Raw genomic sequence first — 20443 nt, forward strand, 5'->3', positions numbered from 1 at the left:
GCCCCAGGGTTTCAGCCATGATGCACACATTGCAGGGGCTGCTTCGCAGCCCGATCGCGACACAAGGCCGCTCCTACAAGGCACCGCGTGATCTGCAGGTGACAAGCAGACGCTTGGAACCATTGCGGCCCTTCACCGCCCTAACCCTGTGCTGTTAACCCAAAGCCGATCACAGGAAGGAACTAAGCCATCATGAAACGTGAACAGATCGAAGGTGTTGCAGAGAACCTTGCAGGCAAGGCGCAGAGCGCTGTAGGCCGACTGGTCGAGGATCCTGCGCTGGAAGCCGAAGGCGATGGGCGTCAGGCCGCAGGCCAGCTGACCAAGTCCTATGGAGATGCCCTGGACACGGTGTCTTCGTTCGTCAAGGAAAAACCGGTTGCCGCACTGGCCATCACCGCCGCCCTCACACTGGTGGTCTCTCGCCTGCTGCGCCGCTGAACAGGGCTGCGCAAGCAGGGCCAGGGCCGGGGCCGGGTACGCCATCCGGCCCGCGCCATCACCAGATGGCGATATCGTAGGTAAGGTAAAGGCGGTTGCTGTCGCGCCCGCGGGCAAAATCCGAACGGTAGACATAGTTGCGCAGCTTCACACCCAGCCCTTTCAACGGCCCGCCCTGCACCACGTAGGCAAGCTCGGCGTCACGCTCCCACTCCTTGATGCCCCCGGCACCGGAGCGGCTATTGTCGCCACTCAGGTATCGCGCCATGAAGGTCAGGCCCGGCACGCCTGCTACCGCAAAGTTGTAGGCGTAGCTTGCCATCCAGGTCTTTTCGTCTTGCTCGATAAACTTGCCGATGCCGACGTTGCTGAACGAGTACACCGTCGCTCCGCTGATATAGGGCAGCCCTGCCTCACCGTCGAGCACTTGGTAGCCGGCACCAAGGGCATGGCCCGAATGGGCATAGGCCACCTGCCCGCTGATCATGTCGTTATCGATGGCGCCGCCGTAGGCGGCACCGCTGTCACGGCTCTTGAAATAGCGCAGGTCAGTGCTCAGCACGCCACCGGCCAGCGGCAGCTCATGTAGCAGGCCGGCGAAGTCCTGGCGGTAGAAGTGCTCGAGCTGGCCATGGAAATAGCTCAGGCGCAGTTGTTTGCTGACGGCATAGTCGGCGCCGGCGAAGTTGAAGTCACCGGACATGCCGCCCGCATAGCCATCCAGGTACAGGCCAGTGCTGTCCGATGAATCACGCTGTTTGAAGCGGTCCAGGTGCCCCGCCGTCAGTGTCAGCCCTTCGATATCCGTGCTGGTCAGCTGCGTGCCCTGGTACGTCTGCGGCAACAGCCGGGCATCGTTATAGACCAGCACCGGCGTCTTGGGCAGCAAGGTGCCGTGCTTGACCACAGTCTGCCCGATGCGGGCCTTCGCCGTGACACCTGCGCTGGCGAATTCGTCCGCCGCTCGGCCGTCGTCATGCACCGGCAGCAGCCCGGAACCGCTGCGCCCACGGCCCGAGTCCAGCCGTATACCGACCAGGCCCAGTGCGTCGAGCCCCGCCCCAAGCGTGCCGGCGGTAAAGCCCGACTGGTAGTCGAGCAGAAAACCCTGGGCCCACTCCACCCGCTCGCTTTTGGCACTGGCGGCAGCACGCGCACTCATGCCCTGCTCGTCACGGAAATTCTCGTTGAAGTAGACGTTGCGCAGTTGCAGCTTGAGCTTGCTGTCATCGACGAAACCGGCGGCGCCGGCAACAGGCAGGCAGCCGCAGAGCAGGCCACAAGTGGCCCCACGGAACATGGCTCGGGACATGATCGGTACTCTATTGTTGTTATTTGAAAGCGTGCAGGCAGGGCTCAGACGAAGAAGGACAACGCCCCTGTGAGCAAGGCCAGGGCGGTGATCACCAATGACGTGAGCACGGCCCACTTGAAGGTGGCCTTCTGGAAGTCACCGATGTCACGGTCGACCATGCCCACCAGCAGCAACGTCGAAGCCACCAGCGGGCTCATCAGGTGCACCGGCTGGCCGAGGACCGAGGCGCGGGCGATTTCCAGCGGGTCGATGCCGTAAGCCGCGGCGGCGTTGGCCAGGATGGGCACCACGCCGAAGTAGTAGGCGTCGTTGGACAACACAAAGGTCAGCGGCATGCTGGTCAGCGCCACCACCAGCGGGAACCAGTGGCTCCATTCTTCCGGAATCCAGTCCACCAGGGTTTGCGCCAGGGCGTCGACCATCTTGGTGCCCGAGAAGATCCCGGCAAAGATACCCGCGGCGAACACCAGCAGCACCACGGTCATGGCGTTGCCCGAATGCGCCAGAATGCGCTCCTTCTGCAGGTCCAGCTGTGGGTAGTTGATCATCAGCGCGGCGACGAAGCCGATCATGAACAGGATGGCGGCATGCATCAGCCCCATCACCAGCGCGGTCATGACGGCGATTACCAGCAACAGGTTTACATAGGCCAGCCGCGGGCGTTTGCACGGGTTGTCGCCGAGGATTTCCTTGATGTAACAGTTGCCACCGCCGGCCTGCAGGGCGATGTTGCCGATACGGCGGCGTTCGGTACGCCCCAGCAGGAAGGCCGTGAACACCACCCAGGCCGCACCGCCGATCATGGTCGGCAGCATCGGGATGAAGTACTCGCTGGCGTCCAGCCCAAGTGCGGCGATGGCCCGCGTGGCTGGCCCGCCCCAGGGGCTCAAGCCGCTCATGATGCTCAGCGACAGCATCGACACCGTGGCCAGGATCATCGGGTTCATGCCGATACGTTTGTAGAGTGGCAGCATGGCGGCACAGGTGATCATGTAGGTGGTCGTGCCGTCACCGTCCAGCGCCACCAGAAGCGACAGCAGTGCAGTGCCGATGGCGATCTTGACCGGGTCGCCGTTCACCCGCTTGAGGATCTTGCGGATGAGCGGATCGAACAGGCCGGCATCGATCATCAGGCCGAAGAACAGGATGGCAAACAACAGCAAGGCTGCCGATGGCGCGACCATCTTCAGGCCGTCGAGCATCATCTTGCCCAGTTCGGGGGCAAAGCCGCCGATGACGGCGAAGACGATCGGGACAACGGTCAGCGCAACGATAGGCGACAGGCGCTTGCTCATGATCAGGTAGGTGAACGTCACCACCATGATCAGGCCCAGGAGTGCGAGCATGGTCTTTCTCTCTTGTTTTTATTGTGCGTGGCCGCCCGCCGGGCAGGCAGCCTCCAACCCCACTCGGCATCGCTGCGACGCTGAGTGGAATTTTAAGTCAATGTTCAGTAGTGCGAACGGGGTTCAGCCGTGGCGGCTTGGCTCGGCGGGCCAGGCGGCCGGTTCGGGTGCAGCACAGTCTGGCTGTACCGGTTGCTCACCATTGAGTGCGCGCAACAGGGTCTCCCGCTCACAGGCATTCTCGGACAGCGAGATCACCACGGTGGCCACCGCATTGCTGGCAAGGCTGGTCAGGGCCCGAGCTTCGGACATGAAGCGGTCGATACCGATCAGCAGCGCCAGGCCAGCCAGCGGAATGTCGTGAATCACGGTCAGGGTCGAGGCCAGGGCAACGAAACCACTGCCTGTCACCCCGGCGGCGCCCTTGGACGACAGCAACATGATCGCCAGCATGGTCAGCGTCTGCCCCAGGGTGATGTCGATGTTGCAGGCCTGGGCGATGAAGATGGCCGCCAGCGACAGGTAGATGGCTGTGCCATCAAGGTTGAACGAGTACCCGGTTGGCAACACCAGGCCTACTACACCCTTCTTGCAGCCCAGCTTCTCGAGCTTTTCCAGCATGCGCGGCAGCACGGGCTCGGTGGACGAAGTACCCAGCACCACCAGGAATTCCTCGCGGAAATAGCGCAGCAGTTTCCACAGGCTGAAACCATGGGCCCGGCAGATGCCACCCAGTACGACCAGTACAAAGAACGCACAGGCGATGTACAGCGTACCTACCAGCTTGGCCAGGGCACCGAGCGAGGTGATGCCGTACTGCCCGACGGTAAAGGCCAGCGCACCAAAGGCACCCACCGGCGCAAAGCGCATCAGGTAACCAAAAATGCGGAACACCATGGTCGAGGCAGATTCCAGCACATCCAGCACTGGCTTGCCCTTGTCCCCCATGGACGACAGGGCAAAGCCGCTGAGTACGGCGATGAACAGCACCGGCAATACTTCGCCCTTGTTGAAGGCACCGATGAACGTATCGGGAATGATGTGCATGAAGAAATCGACCACGCCCAGCTTGGCGGCCGAGGCGGTGTACTGGCTGAGGCCTTCGGTGCTGAGGGTGGCGGGGTCGATGTTCATGCCCACACCGGGTTTGAACAGGTAGACCGCCGCCAGGCCAATCGCCAGGCTCACCACCGTCAGGCCCAGAAACAGCAGCAACGTCTTGCTCATCAGGCGCCCCAGCGAGCGCTTGTCGGTCATTCCGGCAATGCCGGTGACGATTGTGCAGAACACCACCGGGGCGATCATCATCTTGACCAGCTTGATGAAGGCATCACCCAGGGGCTTGAGCGCAACGGCCTGTTGCGCCCAGAAGTGGCCGACCAATACGCCCAGCAGGACGGCGCAGAGGATCTGGAAGTACAGCGATTTGGCGAGTTTCATGGGCATCACCATTGTTGAAATTGTGCGGATGCGCTTGTTACAAATGTGCGGCTCTGGATCGGCGCCTGGTGCTACCCGGCCAACCTGCGGAATGTAGGGGCGTAGACGAACCCTGAGAAGAGCCGCCGGGCGGTTCGTACTACCGAGGCCTGGATGGTCTGGCCATCGGCACCGCTGCGCGTCAGGGCGATATCAATGCAGCCACTGGGGTGCTCGAGGCGGACATCGGTCAGCTGCTGCGCGCCTTCGCCCAGCAGGTCGGCAATCACCGTGCCGGGGCTGACGCAGGCAGTTGCCAGCCCCACTGCGCCAGTGATCGCCAGGGCGCGATGGCAGTTGTGCGGCATGAAATAACGAACCTGCAGCGTGCCGTCGTAGCGAGGCCTGGATAGCAGTACCGGCTTGGGGATGACCATGCCACTGACATCGCCCAGGCCCATGGCCTTGCCGGCCTTCAACCGCAATGCTTCAAGGCGTTCGAGCAGTTCGCTGTTGGCGTCTAGCTGGGCCGGGGTTTCCGAGCCGGTGACACCTAGCTGGCTGGCCTCCACCACCATCATCGGCATGGCCATATCGATGCAGGTCACCGGGACACCATCGATCAGATCCCTGGCCTGGCCGGTAGGGAACAGCTTGCCGGTCTTGCTGCCGACTGCATCGAGGAAAGTCAGGTGCACCGGAGCGGCAGTGCCGGGTACGCCGTCGATTGCGGTACGGCCTTCGTAGCGCACGATACCGCCTGGGGTTTCTACCAGGGAATTGACGAAGGTACCGGTGTTCAGGTTGCGAATGCGGACCAGGGTCTTCCCTTCCTTGCCTTTGACCAACCCCTGTTCGATGGCGAACGGGCCTACGGCACACAGCATGTTGCCGCAGTTGGGGGCAGTATCGACGCGCCGCTGCGCAACCATCACCTGCACGAACAGGTAGTCGACGTCGGCGTCGGCGTGCAAAGAAGGGCTGATGATCGCCACCTTGCTGGTCTGAGGGCTGCCACCACCGATCCCGTCGATTTCCAGCTCATGGCCAGAGCCCATCAGGTTGATCAGCAACTCGTCGCGTTCGACCACATTGGCAGGCAGGTCCCAGGCGTGGAAGAACGGCCCTTTCGAGGTACCACCGCGCATGAGGACGCAAGGAATTCGTTGCATGATTTTGCACCCTTGTTGATCAATGGACATCATTGATGCTGTGAGCAAAAGAGTGACAGGGATGGATAAATCAATCCAATGCAAATATCGTAGCCATTATTGCGATTAAAACATTAATCAGGCGCAGCGCCAGTAGCAGGGTTTGTTATGGAATATGAGCTGCAAGATATCCGATCTTTCGTCAAAATCGCCGAACTCGGTAGTTTCCACGAGGCCGCCGAGGCGCTTCACCTTTCCCAGCCGGCCCTGAGCCGGCGGATCAAGAAGCTGGAGGAAGGCCTGGGCACCTCGCTGCTGGAACGCACCACACGCCGGGTCAGCCTGACCAGCGTGGGCCGTGACTTTCTGCCCAAGGCCAGGCGCCTGCTGGATGATTTCGAAGACTCCATCCTCAGCATCCGCGAGCTGGCCGAGCGCCAGACCGGCCAGGTTACCCTCGCCTGCATTCCCACCGCAGCGTTCTACTTCCTGCCGTCGGTGATCCGCGATTACAACGAGCAGTACCCTAAAATCCGCATTCGCCTGCTGGACCTTAGTGCCAACGACGGGCTCGAAGCCGTGTTGCGCGGCGAGGCCGACTTCGGCATCAACATGATGAGCGGCCAGCACCCGGACATCGAGTTTGTCTCACTGGTGCAAGAGCACTTTGTGCTGGCGTGCAGGCGGGATCACCCACTGGCGGAGCGCGCATCCGTTACCTGGACAGAGCTGGCTGATTACCGCATGATCGGCGTCGGCCGCCTGAGTGGCAACCGCATGCTGCTGGACCATGCGTTGTCCGGGCTCAACCTGCGGCCTAAATGGTTCTACGAAGTGCAACACCTGTCGACGTCGCTGGGCATGGTCGAGGCCGGGCTGGGCGTGTCGGCCATGCCCAGCCTGGCCATGCCCAACGCTGATCACCCGACACTGGTCAGCGTGCCGTTGATCGAGCCGCAAGTCACACGCACCCTGGGGCTGGTGTACCGGCGCGGCGCGTCGTTGTCGCCTGCGGCGGAGAAGTTCGTTTCGATCCTTTTGCAGCAGTGGCCCAACCGCTGAGTCACCGCTGCGCAGGCAGGCGAGGTCAGGCGTCCTTGCCCAGTACCAGGCGGTCAAAATGCTCGATGTGCTCATCCAGGTTGTCTTCGAGCATCATCCGGTACTGCTCGCAGAAGTACTTCAGGATCTCCTCCCGGGCTGCCGCCAGTTCCGCGCCGCTCTTGAAGCTGCGGGCGCTCATCCAGGCGCTGAAACGCGTGGCGCCGAAGGTCAGCGAGGCACTTACCTTGCCCAGGTCTTCGAATTTTTCAATCTGCTGGTTGGCCAGGTCGATGTGCGCATCGGCGCGGTCATAAAAGGCCTGATCGGTAGCTTGGGTCATTGCGGTTCACCTTGTAACGGAAGCCCAAGCCTTGCATGGCGGCGCGCATACGTGCAAGGCTGAAAAAGGATCACCCACGACGAAAAGGAAGCAAAGCACCTTATGCTTGGAATCACACGTATCCATCGCTATTTGCGCCCACTGCCTGCAAAATCGACTGCAGCCAGTGGGCGTGACCTCAAGGCCAAACCAGCCGCCCGCCTCGCCTCAAAGGTTGCAAACCTGCTCTGCACTCCCCGCTCCGCCCCGCCTTACTTCTGCGTTACCCCTGAGCGCCCCCCTGTCGACCGTGTGCCTCCGACCTGACTGCCAACGCTGCAGCTCTCACACCGTATTCGCCTGTTACAGGCGGGATGTCTGACGCAATAACAAGGGGCAACACCCAATGCTTTTCTTTCAAGGTAAACAGATTCTCAGCGCCATCTTCGATATGGATGGCACCCTCTTCGACACCGAACGCTTGCGCTTCAAGACACTGAAGCAAGCCTCGCTGGAAATCTTCGGCAAAGCGCTGAGCGAGGACACATTGATCGGCTCGCTGGGCCTGAGCGCGACCAAGGCCGAAGCCCTTGCCAAGGCACATAACGGTGAAGACTTCCCCTACGCCGAGATCCGCAAACGTGCGGATGAACTTGAGCTGGAGTACGTGCGCAATCACGGCGTACCGATCAAGGCCGGCCTGCTGGAGGTACTGGAACGCCTGCGCAAGTCGGGCTTGACCATGGCAGTGGCCACCTCCAGCCGCCGTGCCATTGCCGAGGAATACCTGATCAATGCCAATGTGCTGAAGTATTTCGACATCACTGTCTGTGGCGATGAAGTCAGCCAGGGCAAACCCCACCCCGAGATTTTCCTGAAAGCCGCCCGCGCGCTCAATTGCGAACCCGATCAGTGCTTCATGGTCGAGGATTCAGAGAACGGCATGCTGTCGGCCATCCGAGCCGAAGGCCAGGCGATCCTGATCGAAGACATCAAGCCGCCCGCTGCCGAGATCAAGGCAGGCGCGCTCAAAGCCTACCGCAGCATGCATGAGTTTCTAGCCGACCTTAGCGAGTGCGTACCTGACTTGGGCATGCCGGCATTGAGCGAGCCGTTCCCGGCTTCGTTGAACCAGTTCAGCGTAGGCATTCACGGCTTCGGCGCCATCGGCGGTGGTTACCTGACACAGGTGTTTTCCCATTGGGATGGCTACACCCGGCCTCGTGAAATCATCGCCGCGACCCGCTCGCGCATGCTGCGCGAAAGCGTCAATGCGTTCGGCCGCTACAGCGTGCGCTACGGTGCTACATCATTCGACCAGACCATCGACAATGTGCGCATGATCGACATGGACGATGACGAAGCAGTCATCGGCATGTACACCACTGCCGAAATTATCGGCCTGAGCCTGCCCGAACAGGCCATCCGCAACCAGGCGAAGGTGATTGCCAAGGGGCTGCTGCAACGTTTCGAACGACGTGGCCGTGAGCTGACGCTGCTGATCGTGCTGAACAAGGTGGGCGGCGCCGCGTTCGTGCGCCGCCATGTGCAGGCAGAGCTGGCATTGCTGTGCCCGCCAGCCATCGGCGAGCAAGTGCTGGAAAAGACCCATTTCGCCGAAACGGTGGTCAGCCGCATTGTCTCCAAGCTCAGCAACGACGCACTGGTGCGGCAACTGCGCATCAAGTCGCAGATGTTCCAGAACAGCCTGGAAGACGAACCGGCAGTCGCCACCAAGGCATCAGCGCCCGTGCCTGAGTACGAACGACTGATCGGGCGGTTCAGGCCCTTTGCCCAACCCAGCAGCGCGATGAGCCAGCTGCACCTGATCCTGTTCAACAGCGAACCCGACATGCCGCTGTATGTAGAGCACGGCAGCGAGTTGCTCGAGCGCCTGCGCCAGGTGAAGACGGTGCCTGACATCACCCAGATCCAGGTCATCAAGAACCGCCTGTGGAACGGCCCACATGCCATCGTTGCCTGGTACGCGAGCCTGCTGGGCCATGACTCGGTGGGCCAAGGTATGGGCGATGCGCGTGTCAGCGAACTGGCCGAACGCCTGATTCGCCAGGAAGTCGGGCCCGCACTGGTGGCGGAGTACCCGCACATGGCAGAAGTGGTCAGCCGTTTTGCCGATACCTTCCTGGAGCGCTGTGCAACCTCGTTCAAAGACCCTTGTGCCCGGGTGGGGCGCGACCCGTTGCGCAAGCTTCAGCGCAACGAACGCATCCTCAGCAGCATCGACCTTGCACGCAAGCATGGTATTGAAACCCCGTCGCTGGCGTTTGGCGCGGCACTGGCCATTCACCATGCCCTGCACTGCAAAGACGACAAGGCGCTGGAAGCACAGGCCATCAGGCGGGTTTACAGGGAAAACGACGCCAGTGTCGAGGCCGTGCTTACTCATGAAGTTGATTGCAACGGCAAGCGTTTTCCGGGGCTGGACCCGATCAGGGACACGCAGCTGATCACTGCCATTTCAGACGCTTTCCGGCAGTACCCGCCAAGGGATGTGGCTAGCAGGCTGGGCGGCCTTTGCATAGGCGCATGAGGTAATGCATTAGCCTGAAGCCAGCGCGGTGAATGGCACCGGCTCCGCCGGTGTTCGCGGCTAAAGCCGCTCCCACAGTGATCGCGCCAGCTTTCAGGTGTTGTGCAAGACAGTTGTCCCCACGGGTACTGCATATGCCTGAAGCCTGCGCGATTACCAGTGGGAGCGGGCATGCCCGCGAAGAATCCAGCGCGGTGAATGGCACCGGCTCCGCCGGTGTTCGCGGGCAAGCCCGCTCCCACAGTGATCGCGCCAGCTCTTAGATGTTGTGCAAGACAGTTGCCCCTACAGGTACTGCATATCCCTAAAGCCTGCGCGATTACCTGTGGGAGCGGGTTTACCCGCGAAGAATCCAACACAGTGAATGGAACCGGCTCCGCCGGTGTTCGCGGGGCAAGCCCGCTCCCACAATGATCGCGCTAGCTTTCAGGTGTTGTGCAAGACAGTTGTACCCACAGGTACTGCATATCCCTGAAGCCTGCGCAATTACCTGTGGGAGCGGGTTTACCCGCGAAGAATCCAACACGGTGAATGGCACCGGCTCCGCCGGTGTTCGCGGGGCAAGCCCGCTCCCACAATGATCGCGCTAGCTTTCAGGTGTTGTGCAAGACAGTTGTACCCACAGGTACTGCATATCCCTGAAGCCTGCGCGATTACCTGTGAGAGCGGGTTTACCCGCGAAGAATCCAACACGGTGAATGGCACCGGCTCCGCCGGTGTTCGCGGGGCAAGCCCGCTCCCACAATGATCGCGCTAGCTTTTAGATGCTGTGCAAGACAGTTGCCCCTACAGGTACTGCATAGCCTGAAGCCTGCGCAATTACCTGTGGGAGCGGGCATGCCCGCGAAGAATCCAACACGGTGAATGGCACCGGCTCCGCCGGTGTTCGCGGCTAAAGCCAGTTCCCACAATGATCGCGCTAGCTTTCAGGTGTTGTGCAAGACAGTTGTCCCCACAGGTAATGCATATCCCTGAAGCCTGCGCGATTACCTGTGGGAGCGGGTTTACCCGCGAAGAATCCAGCGCGATGAATGGCACCGGCTCCGCCGGTGTTCGCGTTAGCGTTTAGGTGTGCTCGCAGGCATCAGGACCTGATCTTCACAAAAACAAGCTCTGGGTCACCTTCATCCAGGTTTTCAACCTGGCCACTGCCAATAAAACCGCACTTCTGAAGCAGCGCCTGCATCGGCAGGTTCGACGCGTTGGTCGAGGTGAACAGCTTGGCCCCCAGGGCCCGGGATTCCAGCCCAAGAAGAATGGCTGCGCCTACGCCACGGCGCCGTGCCGAATCCAGCACCACGATGAGCGGGATGAAATCCTGCCCGAAAAATGAGGTGTCCAGTACGCCATAGCCCAACAGCAGCGCAGGATCGTCAGCATCCGTTGCCACCCAGCACTGGCCGCAAGCTACCGCGTGGGCAATGCATTCCCGCCGGTGCTCTTCGCGCTGCGCGATGACATCAAGATCAAAGAGCGCATTGAGATCGGCTCGCCGGGCGAGCCGCATGTGTGATTCCAGAGCCATTTCTTCCTCGTATCAATAGCAACTTAGTGGGTTTGTTACCAGAACGTACCACGCATGCCTGTAACCTCGGCAGCCGTGCAGGAGCGGCCATGTGTCGCAAAAGGGATGCAAAACAGTCAGTTCGTCGGGTGATTACCTACAATCAGGCATCTCGAAATTATGCTTTAGAAGTTAAGTTTCGCCACAAAGAAACATCTGCTTGCACTCCAGAAAATATAATTCCGATAACTTGTAAGAAGTTTCTGAATTTAGACTGAAGCCAACCGGATATCCCTTACTGGTGTTAGGTTTCCAACCTGAACCATACACAGGGAGTTTGTTTTATGCGCGTCAGTCTAGAGGGCTTAGGTCAGGCTGTAGATGGCGATGTGACCACCACGGGTGCCATCTGCATTGCAACGGGGGCCGGCTATCTCGACGAAGGCAGAATGGTGCTCCGTGAAGGCGACCACACCACGCCATGCCCTCTTTGTGGGCAGGTGGGAACTGTCGCTGAGGGTGTGGATCACTTTATTTCCGATGGCCAGCGGGTGGCCATGGACGGGGCGCTGGTTGTCTGCGGGTGCTCGCCAGGCAGCAATCGGGTAGTCGCGCCGTTGTATGAAGCACTGCCGTCGATGTATCCCATTGCAGGGCGTGCCACAACCCACTTTACCGAGCCATCACCCACCGTCTACCGCGAGCGCTTCTCCCAACCCGTCATAGGTGCACTGCCCAGTACGCTGGAGCCTGGCTTCTACGTAGTTCCTCGACGCATGTCGTTCCCCCAGGTGCTTCTGCAATTGGCCGAGCACGATGCCACGTTGCCGATCTCCCGGTTGCAGCGGCTCAATCCGACATTTACACAAGGCTTCAAGGCGGGGAAATCTTCGTTATCGGTGATCCTGACAACGCAAATGCCTGCACGCGCGAAGAGGGAGAACTGATGGCGGCTGCCCAGCATGCGCGCCGCGCGCTGGAAGTACTCGACTACGCCGAAGCGGATTTCATGATGCAGCACCAGGCCGAAATCGCCGGCTTGCTCAGTAACGCCAGCCTGTCCATGGGCGTCGGCAAGGACATTTTGGGGCAAGGTTTGAGACAGGTCAGTCATACATTGACCAGCATCGAGCAGTTGCACCAGCGGGAGTTCATGCGCCATGGCCACTTGAACAGCCCAGCTTTTTTCGCTGAGCGGCGGCGGCTTTTGCAGCAGTTGGATGGACAGTTGAAAACGGCATTTCTGAACAAGCAGTTGAACCTTGGAAACTATGAGCGCTTGAGGAAGAGCTTGAATATTTCGACCAGGAGTCTGGTCCATCACTGGTCGAAAGCGGGCGGGCCAGGGCAGATTCCGGGGTATGCGACGCATCTGGATAAGGTTGCCAAACTTAGCAAGTACCTTGCTTATGGTGGATATGCTGCGGTTGGACTAGGAGGGACTTCGTCCTACATGAACGTTCAGGAGGTTTGCCGGGCGGGCGAGACAGAGGCGTGTAAAAAGATTCGAATGACAGAAACAAGTAGTTTTGCCGGTAGCCTTGGATTAAGCACGCTCGCTTCTACTGGAGCTGGATTAACCGCCGGAACACTGTGCGCAGCTTTTGCGGTAGGGACCGCCGGAGTCAGCGTTCCGGTGTGCGTGATTTTGCTTGTCGGGGCTGGTGGGGCCGCCGGCGGCCTCGTAGGGGAGAAGCTGGGTGAGTCGGCAGGAGAGTTCATCTACGAGGCTACGCGTGATTGACATCAACGATTGGCCGGTCTCGGCGAAGATATTACTGGTAATAGGGCCATTTATCATTGGACTGCCTGGCCCGGCGATCCTTGCCTTCCTTATGCTAAGGAAGGATTACGATGTTGCATGCTCGGCGATTCAAAGTAACCCCTACATTGAATCTATGAAGCAGACGAGGGATAGGCGACGATTGAAATGGCGATGGATGCTGATGTGCATGATCGCTGGGTTGATAACATTTCCGGGCTTGGCATTACGCAGAGGTAAGCTAGATGCTGATGAATTGAAGCATTTCCCTGCGAAATTAAAATTCAAGTTAGCTCTTGCTACCTGGCTAACACTACTTGGTTGTGCTTGGATGATTGTTGCTTATACCCTCGTTGAACTCTCGGACGCGAGATAGGCATTTTGCAGGTCAGACCCGTAGTCGCGGGTCTTCCTCCTTTCCCACCGACTTGTCGTCGCTGTTCAAAAACCGCCCCAACTGTGCGCCCTCGATCACTATCTACTCCAGAAAATCATCGCCATGACGAATACGTTGTCCATCGACAGCGACACTCGACCAGCATACCGATGATTATGACCGAACAGCCTCTACCTGATCGGTAACCTCCAAAAAAGCCACTGATAGCGTACCCACGGGATGACACAATGCTTGCAAATGACACAACGTGTCATTAAGATCGCCATGTGTCCTGGCAACGCCATCACGACGATCAGCCAACGCCAGCCCTTTCCCATGCAGGTACCGCCCATGACGACCACCATGCACACCCCCAAGGACCAGCTCGTCAAACTCGCCCAGCAGCAGATGCTGACGGCCCTGGCCGACAACACCTACACCGCCCGGCAAAAGCTTGCCCTCACCTGCCGCATCCTGTTCGACGGCGGCCACGACTCTGGCCTGGCCGGGCAGATCACAGCACGTGCGCAGGAGCCTGGCACCTACTACACCCAGCAACTGGGCCTGGGCTTCGACGAAATCGCCGCCTCCAATCTGTTGGTGGTGGACGAGGACCTCACCGTGCTGCAAGGCCGCGGCATGGCCAACCCGGCCAACCGTTTCCACAGCTGGCTGTACCGGGCCCGCCCTGACGTCAACTGCATCATCCACACCCACCCGCTGCACAGCGCTGCCCTGTCGATGCTGGAAGTGCCGCTGGCCATTTCGCACATGGACCTGTGCCCGTTGTTCGATGACTGCGCATTCCTCAAGGAATGGCCAGGCGTGCCGGTGGGCAACGAGGAAGGTGAAATCATCGCGAAGGCGATCGGTGACAAGCGTGCGATCCTGCTTTCGCACCACGGCCTGTTGATTGCCGGTGGCTCGATCGAAGAAGCCTGCGTACTTGCCCTGCTGTTCGAGCGCGCAGCAAAGATGCAATTGCTGGCCATGGGCGCCGGTGACATCCGCCCCATCCCCGAAGCACTGGGCAAAGAAGCCCACGACTGGATCTCCACCCCCAAACGTCACGGCGCCGCGTTCAGCTACTACGCACGCCGGGCCTTGCGTGCCCACGGCGACTGCCTGGGCTGATCGAAGCTGTACTCTTTCCTCAACAACGGCAGAGGTGCCTGGTCATGTCTACACCTGTAATTCGCGGCGTTATCGGTTACACCATCACTCCCTTCACGGCTGACGGCACGCTCGACCTGGATGCCCTGGGTACATCCATCGACAGCCTGATCGCAGACGGCGTGCACGCCATCGCACCGCTGGGCAGCACCGGCGAAGGGGCCTACCTGTCCGACAGCGAATGGGAAACCGTGGTGCGCTTCAGCCAGGCACGGATTGCCGGCCGCGTGCCCAGCGTGGTCAGCGTTTCCGACCTGACCACCGCCCGTACCGTGCAGCGCGCGCGCCTGGCGCAGGCCTGCGGCGCCACGGCAGTGATGGTGCTGCCCATTTCCTACTGGAAACTTACCGAAGCCGAAGTGATCGCCCACTACAAGGCTGTCGGCGCGGCCATCGACATCCCGATCATGCTCTACAACAACCCAGGTACCAGCGGCACTGACCTGTCGGTTGAACTGATCCTGCGCATCCTCGGCGAGGTGCCCAATGTGACCATGGTCAAGGAAAGCACCGGTGACATTCAGCGCATGCACCGCCTGTACAAGGCCACCGATGGCCAGGTGGCGTTCTACAACGGCTGCAACCCGCTGACCCTGGAAGCGCTGGTGGCCGGCGCCACCGGCTGGTGCACCGCCGCACCCAACCTGATCCCGGCACTGAACCTGGCGCTGTGGGATGCCGTGCAGCACGGCGACCTTGCCGAAGCCCGCGCGCTGTTCTACCGCCAGTACGAGCTGCTGGAGTACATCACCCGCCGCGGCCTGCCCACCACCATCAAGGCCGGCCTGAAAATGCTCGGCCAGGATGTCGGCGCACCACGCCTGCCCCTGCAGCCGCTGGATGCCCAAGGCAGCACTTACCTGAAAGGCCTGCTGGCCGAACTGGCCAATTAACCGTGAAACCCGCCCGGCGGCATAACGCTGCCGGGAATCGTTTTTTGCAGGAACAGCCTGGTGCTGTGCCTGTACCTGACTTTTGACCAGAGGCAACCATGGACGCGCCTGCACACACACCTTCAACGCCATTGCGGCTGACAGACATCCTCCACCCTGTGGTGGCGGGGCTCGTTTCAGTCATCGTCAACTATGGCGGCACCTTCATCCTGGTGTTCCAGGCCGCCAAGGTTGCCGGGTTGAGCCCGGAGCTGACTTCATCCTGGGTCTGGGCCGTGTCGATCGGTGTCGGCCTCAGCGGCCTGGTGCTGTCCTGGTACAGCCGCGAGCCGGTGATCACCGCCTGGTCCACGCCGGCAGCCGCATTTTTGGTCACGGCCCTGGCCACCGTGCCTTACAGCGAAGCCATCGGTGCCTACTTGTTGTCGGCCGCCGGCTTCGTGGTGCTAGGGCTGACCGGGTGCTTCGAGCGCCTGGTGCGGGTCATCCCCGGAGGCGTGGCGGCCGGATTGCTGGCGGGTATTCTGCTGCAGTTCGGCATCGGCGCCTTTGCCGGCCTGTCGGTCGACCCGGCCCTGGCAGGGCTGCTGATTGTGGCCTACGTGGCCTTCAAACGCTTCACCGCCCGTTACGCCGTGGTCGGCATTCTGATACTGGGGCTGGGCTACCTGCTGCTGCAGGGGCAAGCAGGCCTGGCAACGCTGCGCCTGGAGTTCGCCGCACCGGTGTTCACGGCGCCTACCTTCTCCCTCAACGCTGCCCTCAGCGTGGCCCTGCCCTTGTTCCTGATCACCCTCACCGGCCAGTACATGCCCGGCATGCTGGTGCTGCGCAACGACGGCTTCAAGACCAGCGCCAACCCGATTGTCGCGGTCACCGGCCTGGGCTCGTTGCTGATGGCTCCATTCGGTTCACACGCCTTCAACATCGCCGCCATCACCGCGGCCATCTGCACCGGCAAGGAAGCCCATGAAGACCCGGGCAAGCGCTGGGTGGCGGGGATTGCTGCCGGTGTCTGCTACATCCTCGTGGGGGTGTTCGGGGTCACCCTGGCGAGTGTGTTCATGGCCCTGCCGGGTACCTTCATCACCACCCTGGCCGGCCTTGCCCTGCTGGGCACCATCGGAGGCAGCCTGGCCAGCGCAATGGCCGATGCCCGCTCGCGCGAAGCCGCACTGATCACCTTCCTGGCGGCGGCGGCCAACATCAGCCTGTTCGGCATTGGCGGAGCCTTCTGGGGGCTGGTCATTGGCCTGCTGGCCTATGCCCTGCTGAACGGGCGCCTGCCTCGCGTCAACCGCTCACCCCGGTAAAAGCTTGCCCCCCCTTACCCTGCGCCATGTGCCCAAGCCGTTCGACAGGTATCGACATGCCCCACGCTGGCCCCAAGCTACTTACACAAATTGCTGCCGTGCACTTCGTCAGCCATGTGCACATCATGCTGATCCCGGCATTGCTGCCCGTCCTCCCCGGCTTGCTGGGCGTGGGGTTCGTCGAGCTTGGCGTAGCCCTGGCGGTGTTCAACATTGTCTCTGCCCTGGTGCAGGCACCGCTGGGCTATGCCGTCGACCACTACGGTGCGCGCAAGGTGCTCAAGGCAGGGTTATTGCTGGGCAGCCTCAGTTTCCTGCTGCTGGCGGTCAGCCCCGGCTATGCGGTGTTGCTGGTAACAATGGCCATGGCGGGCCTGGCCAATGGCGTTTACCACCCTGCCGATTACGCGTTGCTGGCCAACGGCATCGAGCAAGGCCGCCTGGGGCGCTCGTTTTCGATCCATACCTTCGCCGGTTTCCTCGGTTCGGCGGTAACGCCAGCGGTGTTTCTCGGCATTGCCGCCGCGTTCGATACACAGGCAGCCTTGGCAGCGGGTGCAGTGGTGGGTGTTGCCGCTCTGCTGCTGATCTCGGTGCCAGGCAGCGGTGTCTATCAGGTACCCGGGCATGGCCGCACAAGTGGCGCTGGGGCTGCCGCTGCGCCGGGCCGCGTGCGCTTGCTCACGCCGATGATCGGCGTGTTGACGGTGCTGTTCATCCTGCTGAACCTGAGTACCAGTGCCATCGAGAAGTTCTCCGTAGCCGCCCTGGTCCAGGGCCAAGGCCTGACCCTGGCCTGGGCGAATACGGCGCTCACGGCCTTTCTGCTGTGCAGTGCAGTGGGCGTCTTGTGCGGCGGGGCCTTGGCTGACCGCACCCGCCGCCATGGCCTGGTGGCCGCCATGGCCTTTGCCCTGGCGGCGGCGCTGACGACGCTGGTGGCGCTGGGGCTGGTGCAGGGCTGGGCATTGGTGGGGGTGCTGGGGGCCATCGGCTTGCTGACCGGGGTCATCGCACCATCGCGGGACATGCTGGTCAAGGCAGCAGCGCCACGTGGTGCCGAGGGCAAAACCTTCGGGCTGGTCTCGACCGGCTTCAATATCGGCGGCGCCATCGGGCCGATTGCGTTCGGCTGGATGCTCGACCAGCGCCTGCCTGAGGGCATCTTCATCGCTTCGGTGGTGTTCATGCTGCTGACCGTGCTGCTGACCCTGGCGCAGGAGGCGTATTTAGCCAGTAAGCGTCGCCAGCTGGCTTAGACCCTAGGGCTGCTTAGCAGCCCTTTCACCGGCAAACCAGCTCCCACAGGACTCCACACTTCTTGAGTGCGGCGCGATCCGTGTGGGAGCCGGCTTGCCGGCGATGAGGCCGGTTCAGGTTGGTAAAGCTACCGGGTTCGCATGCACCACTCGCCCGCCTGCCGCTGGCCGATTGATGAACAGCACATCCAGCACACTGTTACGCAACCCCTTCAGCGCATTCCAGTTTGCCGAGGCGTGCACATACCTGTCACGCAACAACCGCTGCTCATCCTCGTTCAACCGCGGCTGCTCACATTCACCCAGGGCAAACGCATGCAACTTGCGGCTGATTTCCAGCAATTCAAACGGCAACCCATGCTCAGCCTGCCCGCCCAACGGCCCAAACGGCACCCCCGCACGCACCGCCAGCGCGCGCATGACACTCAGGTAAACCCGTGAAAGCTGACCCGCCACCTCCCGCTCCCGGTACACCGCTGCATACACCTGCTTTTGCGCCTCATCAGGCCGCCCACCGGCAATCGCTTCTTCCCAGGTAATCACCCGCGCGCCAAGGCCGCCAAACGCCGACGTCACCAAGGCGCTGACTGTGCTGTACACGCGGGTCTGTTCAGCGCGGATGCGCAGCGGCACACGCTGTGACTGCGGTTTGCACAGGAGTACCTGCTCTTGCGTACTGTTCGGGTAACCACCACCAATATTCGAATGCACACCCGGCAACACGATGTCGTGACCGCTGCTCACCAATGGGAAGTTGTGCCGCTGCTCATCCCCGGCCACCAATTGCACCACGTGCCGGGCAATACCCTCACCCAGGCCCAGGCGCAAGCCGCCATGGCGCTCGTCGGCAGGGTCGAAATCGCCCTGCAACGGCGCAACGATCGCGGCCACGGTGTCGAACAGGCCTATGAAATTGATCGTGATACTGCACGGTACTGCCAGCAGCCTGGCGCCGTCGTCGTGCAGCAGATTCGCCAGATGACGCACCGCCGCCGCACCGCGGCTGAAGCCGAACAAGTCGAACTCGACCCCCTCGAATCTTGCGAGCGGATGGGCGTGCGCCCAATCCCGCAGCTGCCCGGCGATACCCTCCAATGCCTCGGTGACTCGCGCTTCGACGCCGGTGCGCCCGCGCCCGGTGGCCGAGGCATACGCATGATCCTCAGCGCCCTCCAGGGTTCCCACCCCCTCGACATAACGGCTGAGAATCGCCATGGCGCCGTCGCCGCTCGGCCCCTCTGCCGGATAAAGCGCGTGCAACAGGGCCACATTGCTCAAGGCATTGGTATAACTGGCGCCCTTGCCGCCATTCGACTCTGTCGGCATCACATTGTGCTGGTTATTACCGGTGCCATCGAAAAACACGCCAAATCTCAAGATCATCGTTGTGCTCCTGCTTGCGTCAAAAACACAAGCAGGCGCCAGGGCGCCGCCGCTGAACATCAGCCTATGGCCAGCCATTTGCAGGACATTTCTGTACTTGCATGGCCCAGGGCCGGATAAATTTCCAAGCCGCCATTGGTCGCCACCCCCCCGGATGGATTAAAGTATCACCCCTTGCCAGGGCAGCTGCCTCCAGCCCCGCCTGCGGCCCCATACCAGGAACCGTCACCGATGGAACACCGTGAAGCGCTGACCGCGCTGCGCACCTTTCTTTCTTCGCAGATCCTAGGCCAGGAGAAACTGGTCGAACGGCTGTTGATCGTGCTGCTGGCCGACGGCCACATGCTGGTCGAAGGTGCCCCGGGCCTGGCCAAGACCAAGGCCATCAAAGAACTCGCCGAAGGCATCGAGGCGCAGTTCCATCGCATCCAGTTCACCCCCGACCTGCTCCCGGCCGACATCACCGGTACTGAAATCTACCGCCCGGAAACCGGCAGCTTCGTGTTCCAGCAGGGGCCGATCTTCCATAACCTGGTGCTGGCCGACGAAATCAACCGCGCCCCGGCCAAGGTGCAGTCGGCACTGCTCGAAGCCATGGCCGAACGCCAGGTCAGCGTGGGCCGCAGCACTTACGTCCTGTCGCCGCTGTTCCTGGTCATGGCCACGCAGAACCCGATCGAGCAGGAGGGTACCTACCCACTGCCCGAAGCCCAGCTCGACCGCTTCCTGATGCACGTAAAAATCGGCTTCCCCGACGCTGCGGTGGAGCGGCGTATCCTGGCGCAGGCCCGTGGCGAAGCGCTGGGCGGCGAAACCAAGCCCGAGCGCCGGGTCAGCCAGCAGGCCATCTTTGCCGCGCGCAAGGAAATCCTCGGCCTGTACATGGCCGACGCGGTGGAGGAATACCTGGTACAACTGGTGATGGCCACCCGCACCCCGGCCAAGTTCGACACCGAGCTGGCCGACTGGATCGCCTACGGCGCCAGCCCACGCGGTTCCATCTCGCTGGACCGCTGTGCGCGTGCCCACGCCTGGCTGGCCGGGCGCGACTTCGTCAGCCCAGAAGACATCCAGGCCGTGCTGTTCGACGTGCTGCGCCACCGCATCATCCTGTCGTTCGAGGCCGAGGCGGCGGGGATCGACCAGGACCGCGTGGTCCAGCGCATCCTCGACGTCGTCGCCGTTGCCTGACCC

At 61.5% G+C, this 20443-nt stretch carries 16 protein-coding genes and 1 pseudogene; 10 read left to right on the top strand and 7 right to left on the bottom strand.

Features of this window, described 5'->3' with window-relative positions; all coding sequences use genetic code 11:
- Positions 1-192: 192 nt before the first annotated feature.
- Entirely contained in the window at positions 193-441 is a 249-nt protein-coding gene (locus ACN6NG_RS21455) for a CsbD family protein (RefSeq protein WP_063425100.1), read from the top strand.
- A 58-nt stretch (positions 442-499) separates the two neighbouring features.
- On the opposite strand, the gene ACN6NG_RS21460 is transcribed toward ACN6NG_RS21455, so the two are convergent.
- The 4 genes from ACN6NG_RS21460 to ACN6NG_RS21475 all read right to left on the bottom strand — a co-directional run bounded on the left by ACN6NG_RS21460 (position 500) and on the right by ACN6NG_RS21475 (position 5693).
- Complete coding sequence (locus ACN6NG_RS21460) at positions 500-1753, bottom strand: OprD family porin (protein WP_353456535.1); 1254 nt, start codon at positions 1751-1753, stop codon at positions 500-502.
- Positions 1754-1797: 44 nt separating this feature from the next.
- Positions 1798-3102 carry a CitMHS family transporter gene (locus tag ACN6NG_RS21465; RefSeq protein ID WP_197899190.1) on the bottom strand — a complete coding sequence of 435 codons (1305 nt, stop codon included), beginning with the start codon at positions 3100-3102 and terminating at the stop codon, positions 1798-1800.
- Between the two features lie 123 nt (positions 3103-3225).
- On the bottom strand, positions 3226-4542 hold the full coding sequence (locus tag ACN6NG_RS21470) for a dicarboxylate/amino acid:cation symporter (RefSeq protein ID WP_019472889.1): 1317 nt from the start codon (positions 4540-4542) through the stop codon (positions 3226-3228).
- 71 nt (positions 4543-4613) lie between these two features.
- Entirely contained in the window at positions 4614-5693 is a 1080-nt protein-coding gene (locus ACN6NG_RS21475; RefSeq protein WP_081238009.1) for a 4-oxalomesaconate tautomerase, read from the bottom strand.
- Between the two features lie 147 nt (positions 5694-5840).
- On the opposite strand from ACN6NG_RS21475, the gene ACN6NG_RS21480 reads away from it, so the two are divergent.
- Complete coding sequence (locus tag ACN6NG_RS21480) at positions 5841-6734, top strand: LysR family transcriptional regulator (RefSeq protein ID WP_474316101.1); 894 nt, start codon at positions 5841-5843, stop codon at positions 6732-6734.
- Positions 6735-6759: 25 nt separating this feature from the next.
- Here the strand turns inward: ACN6NG_RS21480 and ACN6NG_RS21485 are convergent, their stop codons facing one another.
- Positions 6760-7056 (bottom strand): DUF3144 domain-containing protein, encoded by a 297-nt coding sequence (locus tag ACN6NG_RS21485; protein ID WP_197899188.1) that lies wholly within the window; start codon positions 7054-7056, stop codon positions 6760-6762.
- Positions 7057-7441: 385 nt separating this feature from the next.
- Between ACN6NG_RS21485 and mtlD the strand changes: the two genes are divergently transcribed.
- Positions 7442-9586, top strand: coding sequence for a bifunctional mannitol-1-phosphate dehydrogenase/phosphatase (gene mtlD / locus ACN6NG_RS21490; protein ID WP_474316104.1), 2145 nt, complete (start codon positions 7442-7444; stop codon positions 9584-9586).
- A 1084-nt stretch (positions 9587-10670) separates the two neighbouring features.
- Here mtlD and ACN6NG_RS21495 read toward each other — a convergent pair.
- Positions 10671-11111 carry a GNAT family N-acetyltransferase gene (locus tag ACN6NG_RS21495; RefSeq protein ID WP_353456906.1) on the bottom strand — a complete coding sequence of 147 codons (441 nt, stop codon included), beginning with the start codon at positions 11109-11111 and terminating at the stop codon, positions 10671-10673.
- A 323-nt stretch (positions 11112-11434) separates the two neighbouring features.
- Between ACN6NG_RS21495 and ACN6NG_RS21500 the strand changes: the two are divergent.
- The 6 genes and pseudogenes from ACN6NG_RS21500 to ACN6NG_RS21525 all read left to right on the top strand — a co-directional run bounded on the left by ACN6NG_RS21500 (position 11435) and on the right by ACN6NG_RS21525 (position 17866).
- A pseudogene (locus ACN6NG_RS21500) lies at positions 11435-12834 on the top strand (PAAR domain-containing protein).
- On the top strand, positions 12827-13228 hold the full coding sequence (locus ACN6NG_RS21505; protein ID WP_442119512.1) for a hypothetical protein: 402 nt from the start codon (positions 12827-12829) through the stop codon (positions 13226-13228). The pseudogene ACN6NG_RS21500 and the gene ACN6NG_RS21505 overlap by 8 nt, the downstream one beginning before the upstream one ends.
- Positions 13229-13579: 351 nt before the next feature.
- A complete protein-coding gene (locus ACN6NG_RS21510) occupies positions 13580-14362 on the top strand; it encodes an aldolase (protein WP_012271240.1) in 783 nt (260 codons plus the stop codon).
- A 44-nt stretch (positions 14363-14406) separates the two neighbouring features.
- Positions 14407-15294 carry a dihydrodipicolinate synthase family protein gene (locus ACN6NG_RS21515; RefSeq protein ID WP_063425084.1) on the top strand — a complete coding sequence of 296 codons (888 nt, stop codon included), beginning with the start codon at positions 14407-14409 and terminating at the stop codon, positions 15292-15294.
- Between the two features lie 98 nt (positions 15295-15392).
- Entirely contained in the window at positions 15393-16607 is a 1215-nt protein-coding gene (locus tag ACN6NG_RS21520) for a benzoate/H(+) symporter BenE family transporter (protein WP_063425082.1), read from the top strand.
- A 56-nt stretch (positions 16608-16663) separates the two neighbouring features.
- Positions 16664-17866, top strand: a complete 1203-nt coding sequence (locus tag ACN6NG_RS21525; RefSeq protein ID WP_474316109.1) for an MFS transporter — start codon at positions 16664-16666, stop codon at positions 17864-17866.
- A 114-nt stretch (positions 17867-17980) separates the two neighbouring features.
- Here ACN6NG_RS21525 and ACN6NG_RS21530 read toward each other — a convergent pair whose 3' ends face one another.
- Complete coding sequence (locus ACN6NG_RS21530; protein WP_474316112.1) at positions 17981-19249, bottom strand: T6SS phospholipase effector Tle1-like catalytic domain-containing protein; 1269 nt, start codon at positions 19247-19249, stop codon at positions 17981-17983.
- Between the two features lie 231 nt (positions 19250-19480).
- Here ACN6NG_RS21530 and ACN6NG_RS21535 point away from each other — a divergent pair, with 231 nt between their 5' ends.
- Positions 19481-20440 carry an AAA family ATPase gene (locus ACN6NG_RS21535; protein WP_474316114.1) on the top strand — a complete coding sequence of 320 codons (960 nt, stop codon included), beginning with the start codon at positions 19481-19483 and terminating at the stop codon, positions 20438-20440.
- Positions 20441-20443 lie beyond the last annotated feature (3 nt).

The sequence above is a fragment of the Pseudomonas sp. TSO6 genome, from assembly GCF_056098905.1.

Excerpts from the sequence above, each read along its gene's own strand:
- ACN6NG_RS21455 (WP_063425100.1), top strand. The coding sequence starts at position 193 with ATGAAACGTGAACAGATCGAAGGTGTTGCAGAGAACCTTGCAGGCAAG.
- ACN6NG_RS21460 (WP_353456535.1), bottom strand. The coding sequence starts at position 1,753 with ATGTCCCGAGCCATGTTCCGTGGGGCCACTTGTGGCCTGCTCTGCGGC.
- ACN6NG_RS21465 (WP_197899190.1), bottom strand. The coding sequence starts at position 3,102 with ATGCTCGCACTCCTGGGCCTGATCATGGTGGTGACGTTCACCTACCTG.
- ACN6NG_RS21470 (WP_019472889.1), bottom strand. The coding sequence starts at position 4,542 with ATGAAACTCGCCAAATCGCTGTACTTCCAGATCCTCTGCGCCGTCCTG.
- ACN6NG_RS21475 (WP_081238009.1), bottom strand. The coding sequence starts at position 5,693 with ATGCAACGAATTCCTTGCGTCCTCATGCGCGGTGGTACCTCGAAAGGG.
- ACN6NG_RS21480 (WP_474316101.1), top strand. The coding sequence starts at position 5,841 with ATGGAATATGAGCTGCAAGATATCCGATCTTTCGTCAAAATCGCCGAA.
- ACN6NG_RS21485 (WP_197899188.1), bottom strand. The coding sequence starts at position 7,056 with ATGACCCAAGCTACCGATCAGGCCTTTTATGACCGCGCCGATGCGCAC.
- mtlD (WP_474316104.1), top strand. The coding sequence starts at position 7,442 with ATGCTTTTCTTTCAAGGTAAACAGATTCTCAGCGCCATCTTCGATATG.
- ACN6NG_RS21495 (WP_353456906.1), bottom strand. The coding sequence starts at position 11,111 with ATGGCTCTGGAATCACACATGCGGCTCGCCCGGCGAGCCGATCTCAAT.
- ACN6NG_RS21510 (WP_012271240.1), top strand. The coding sequence starts at position 13,580 with ATGACGACCACCATGCACACCCCCAAGGACCAGCTCGTCAAACTCGCC.
- ACN6NG_RS21515 (WP_063425084.1), top strand. The coding sequence starts at position 14,407 with ATGTCTACACCTGTAATTCGCGGCGTTATCGGTTACACCATCACTCCC.
- ACN6NG_RS21520 (WP_063425082.1), top strand. The coding sequence starts at position 15,393 with ATGGACGCGCCTGCACACACACCTTCAACGCCATTGCGGCTGACAGAC.
- ACN6NG_RS21525 (WP_474316109.1), top strand. The coding sequence starts at position 16,664 with ATGCCCCACGCTGGCCCCAAGCTACTTACACAAATTGCTGCCGTGCAC.
- ACN6NG_RS21530 (WP_474316112.1), bottom strand. The coding sequence starts at position 19,249 with ATGATCTTGAGATTTGGCGTGTTTTTCGATGGCACCGGTAATAACCAG.
- ACN6NG_RS21535 (WP_474316114.1), top strand. The coding sequence starts at position 19,481 with ATGGAACACCGTGAAGCGCTGACCGCGCTGCGCACCTTTCTTTCTTCG.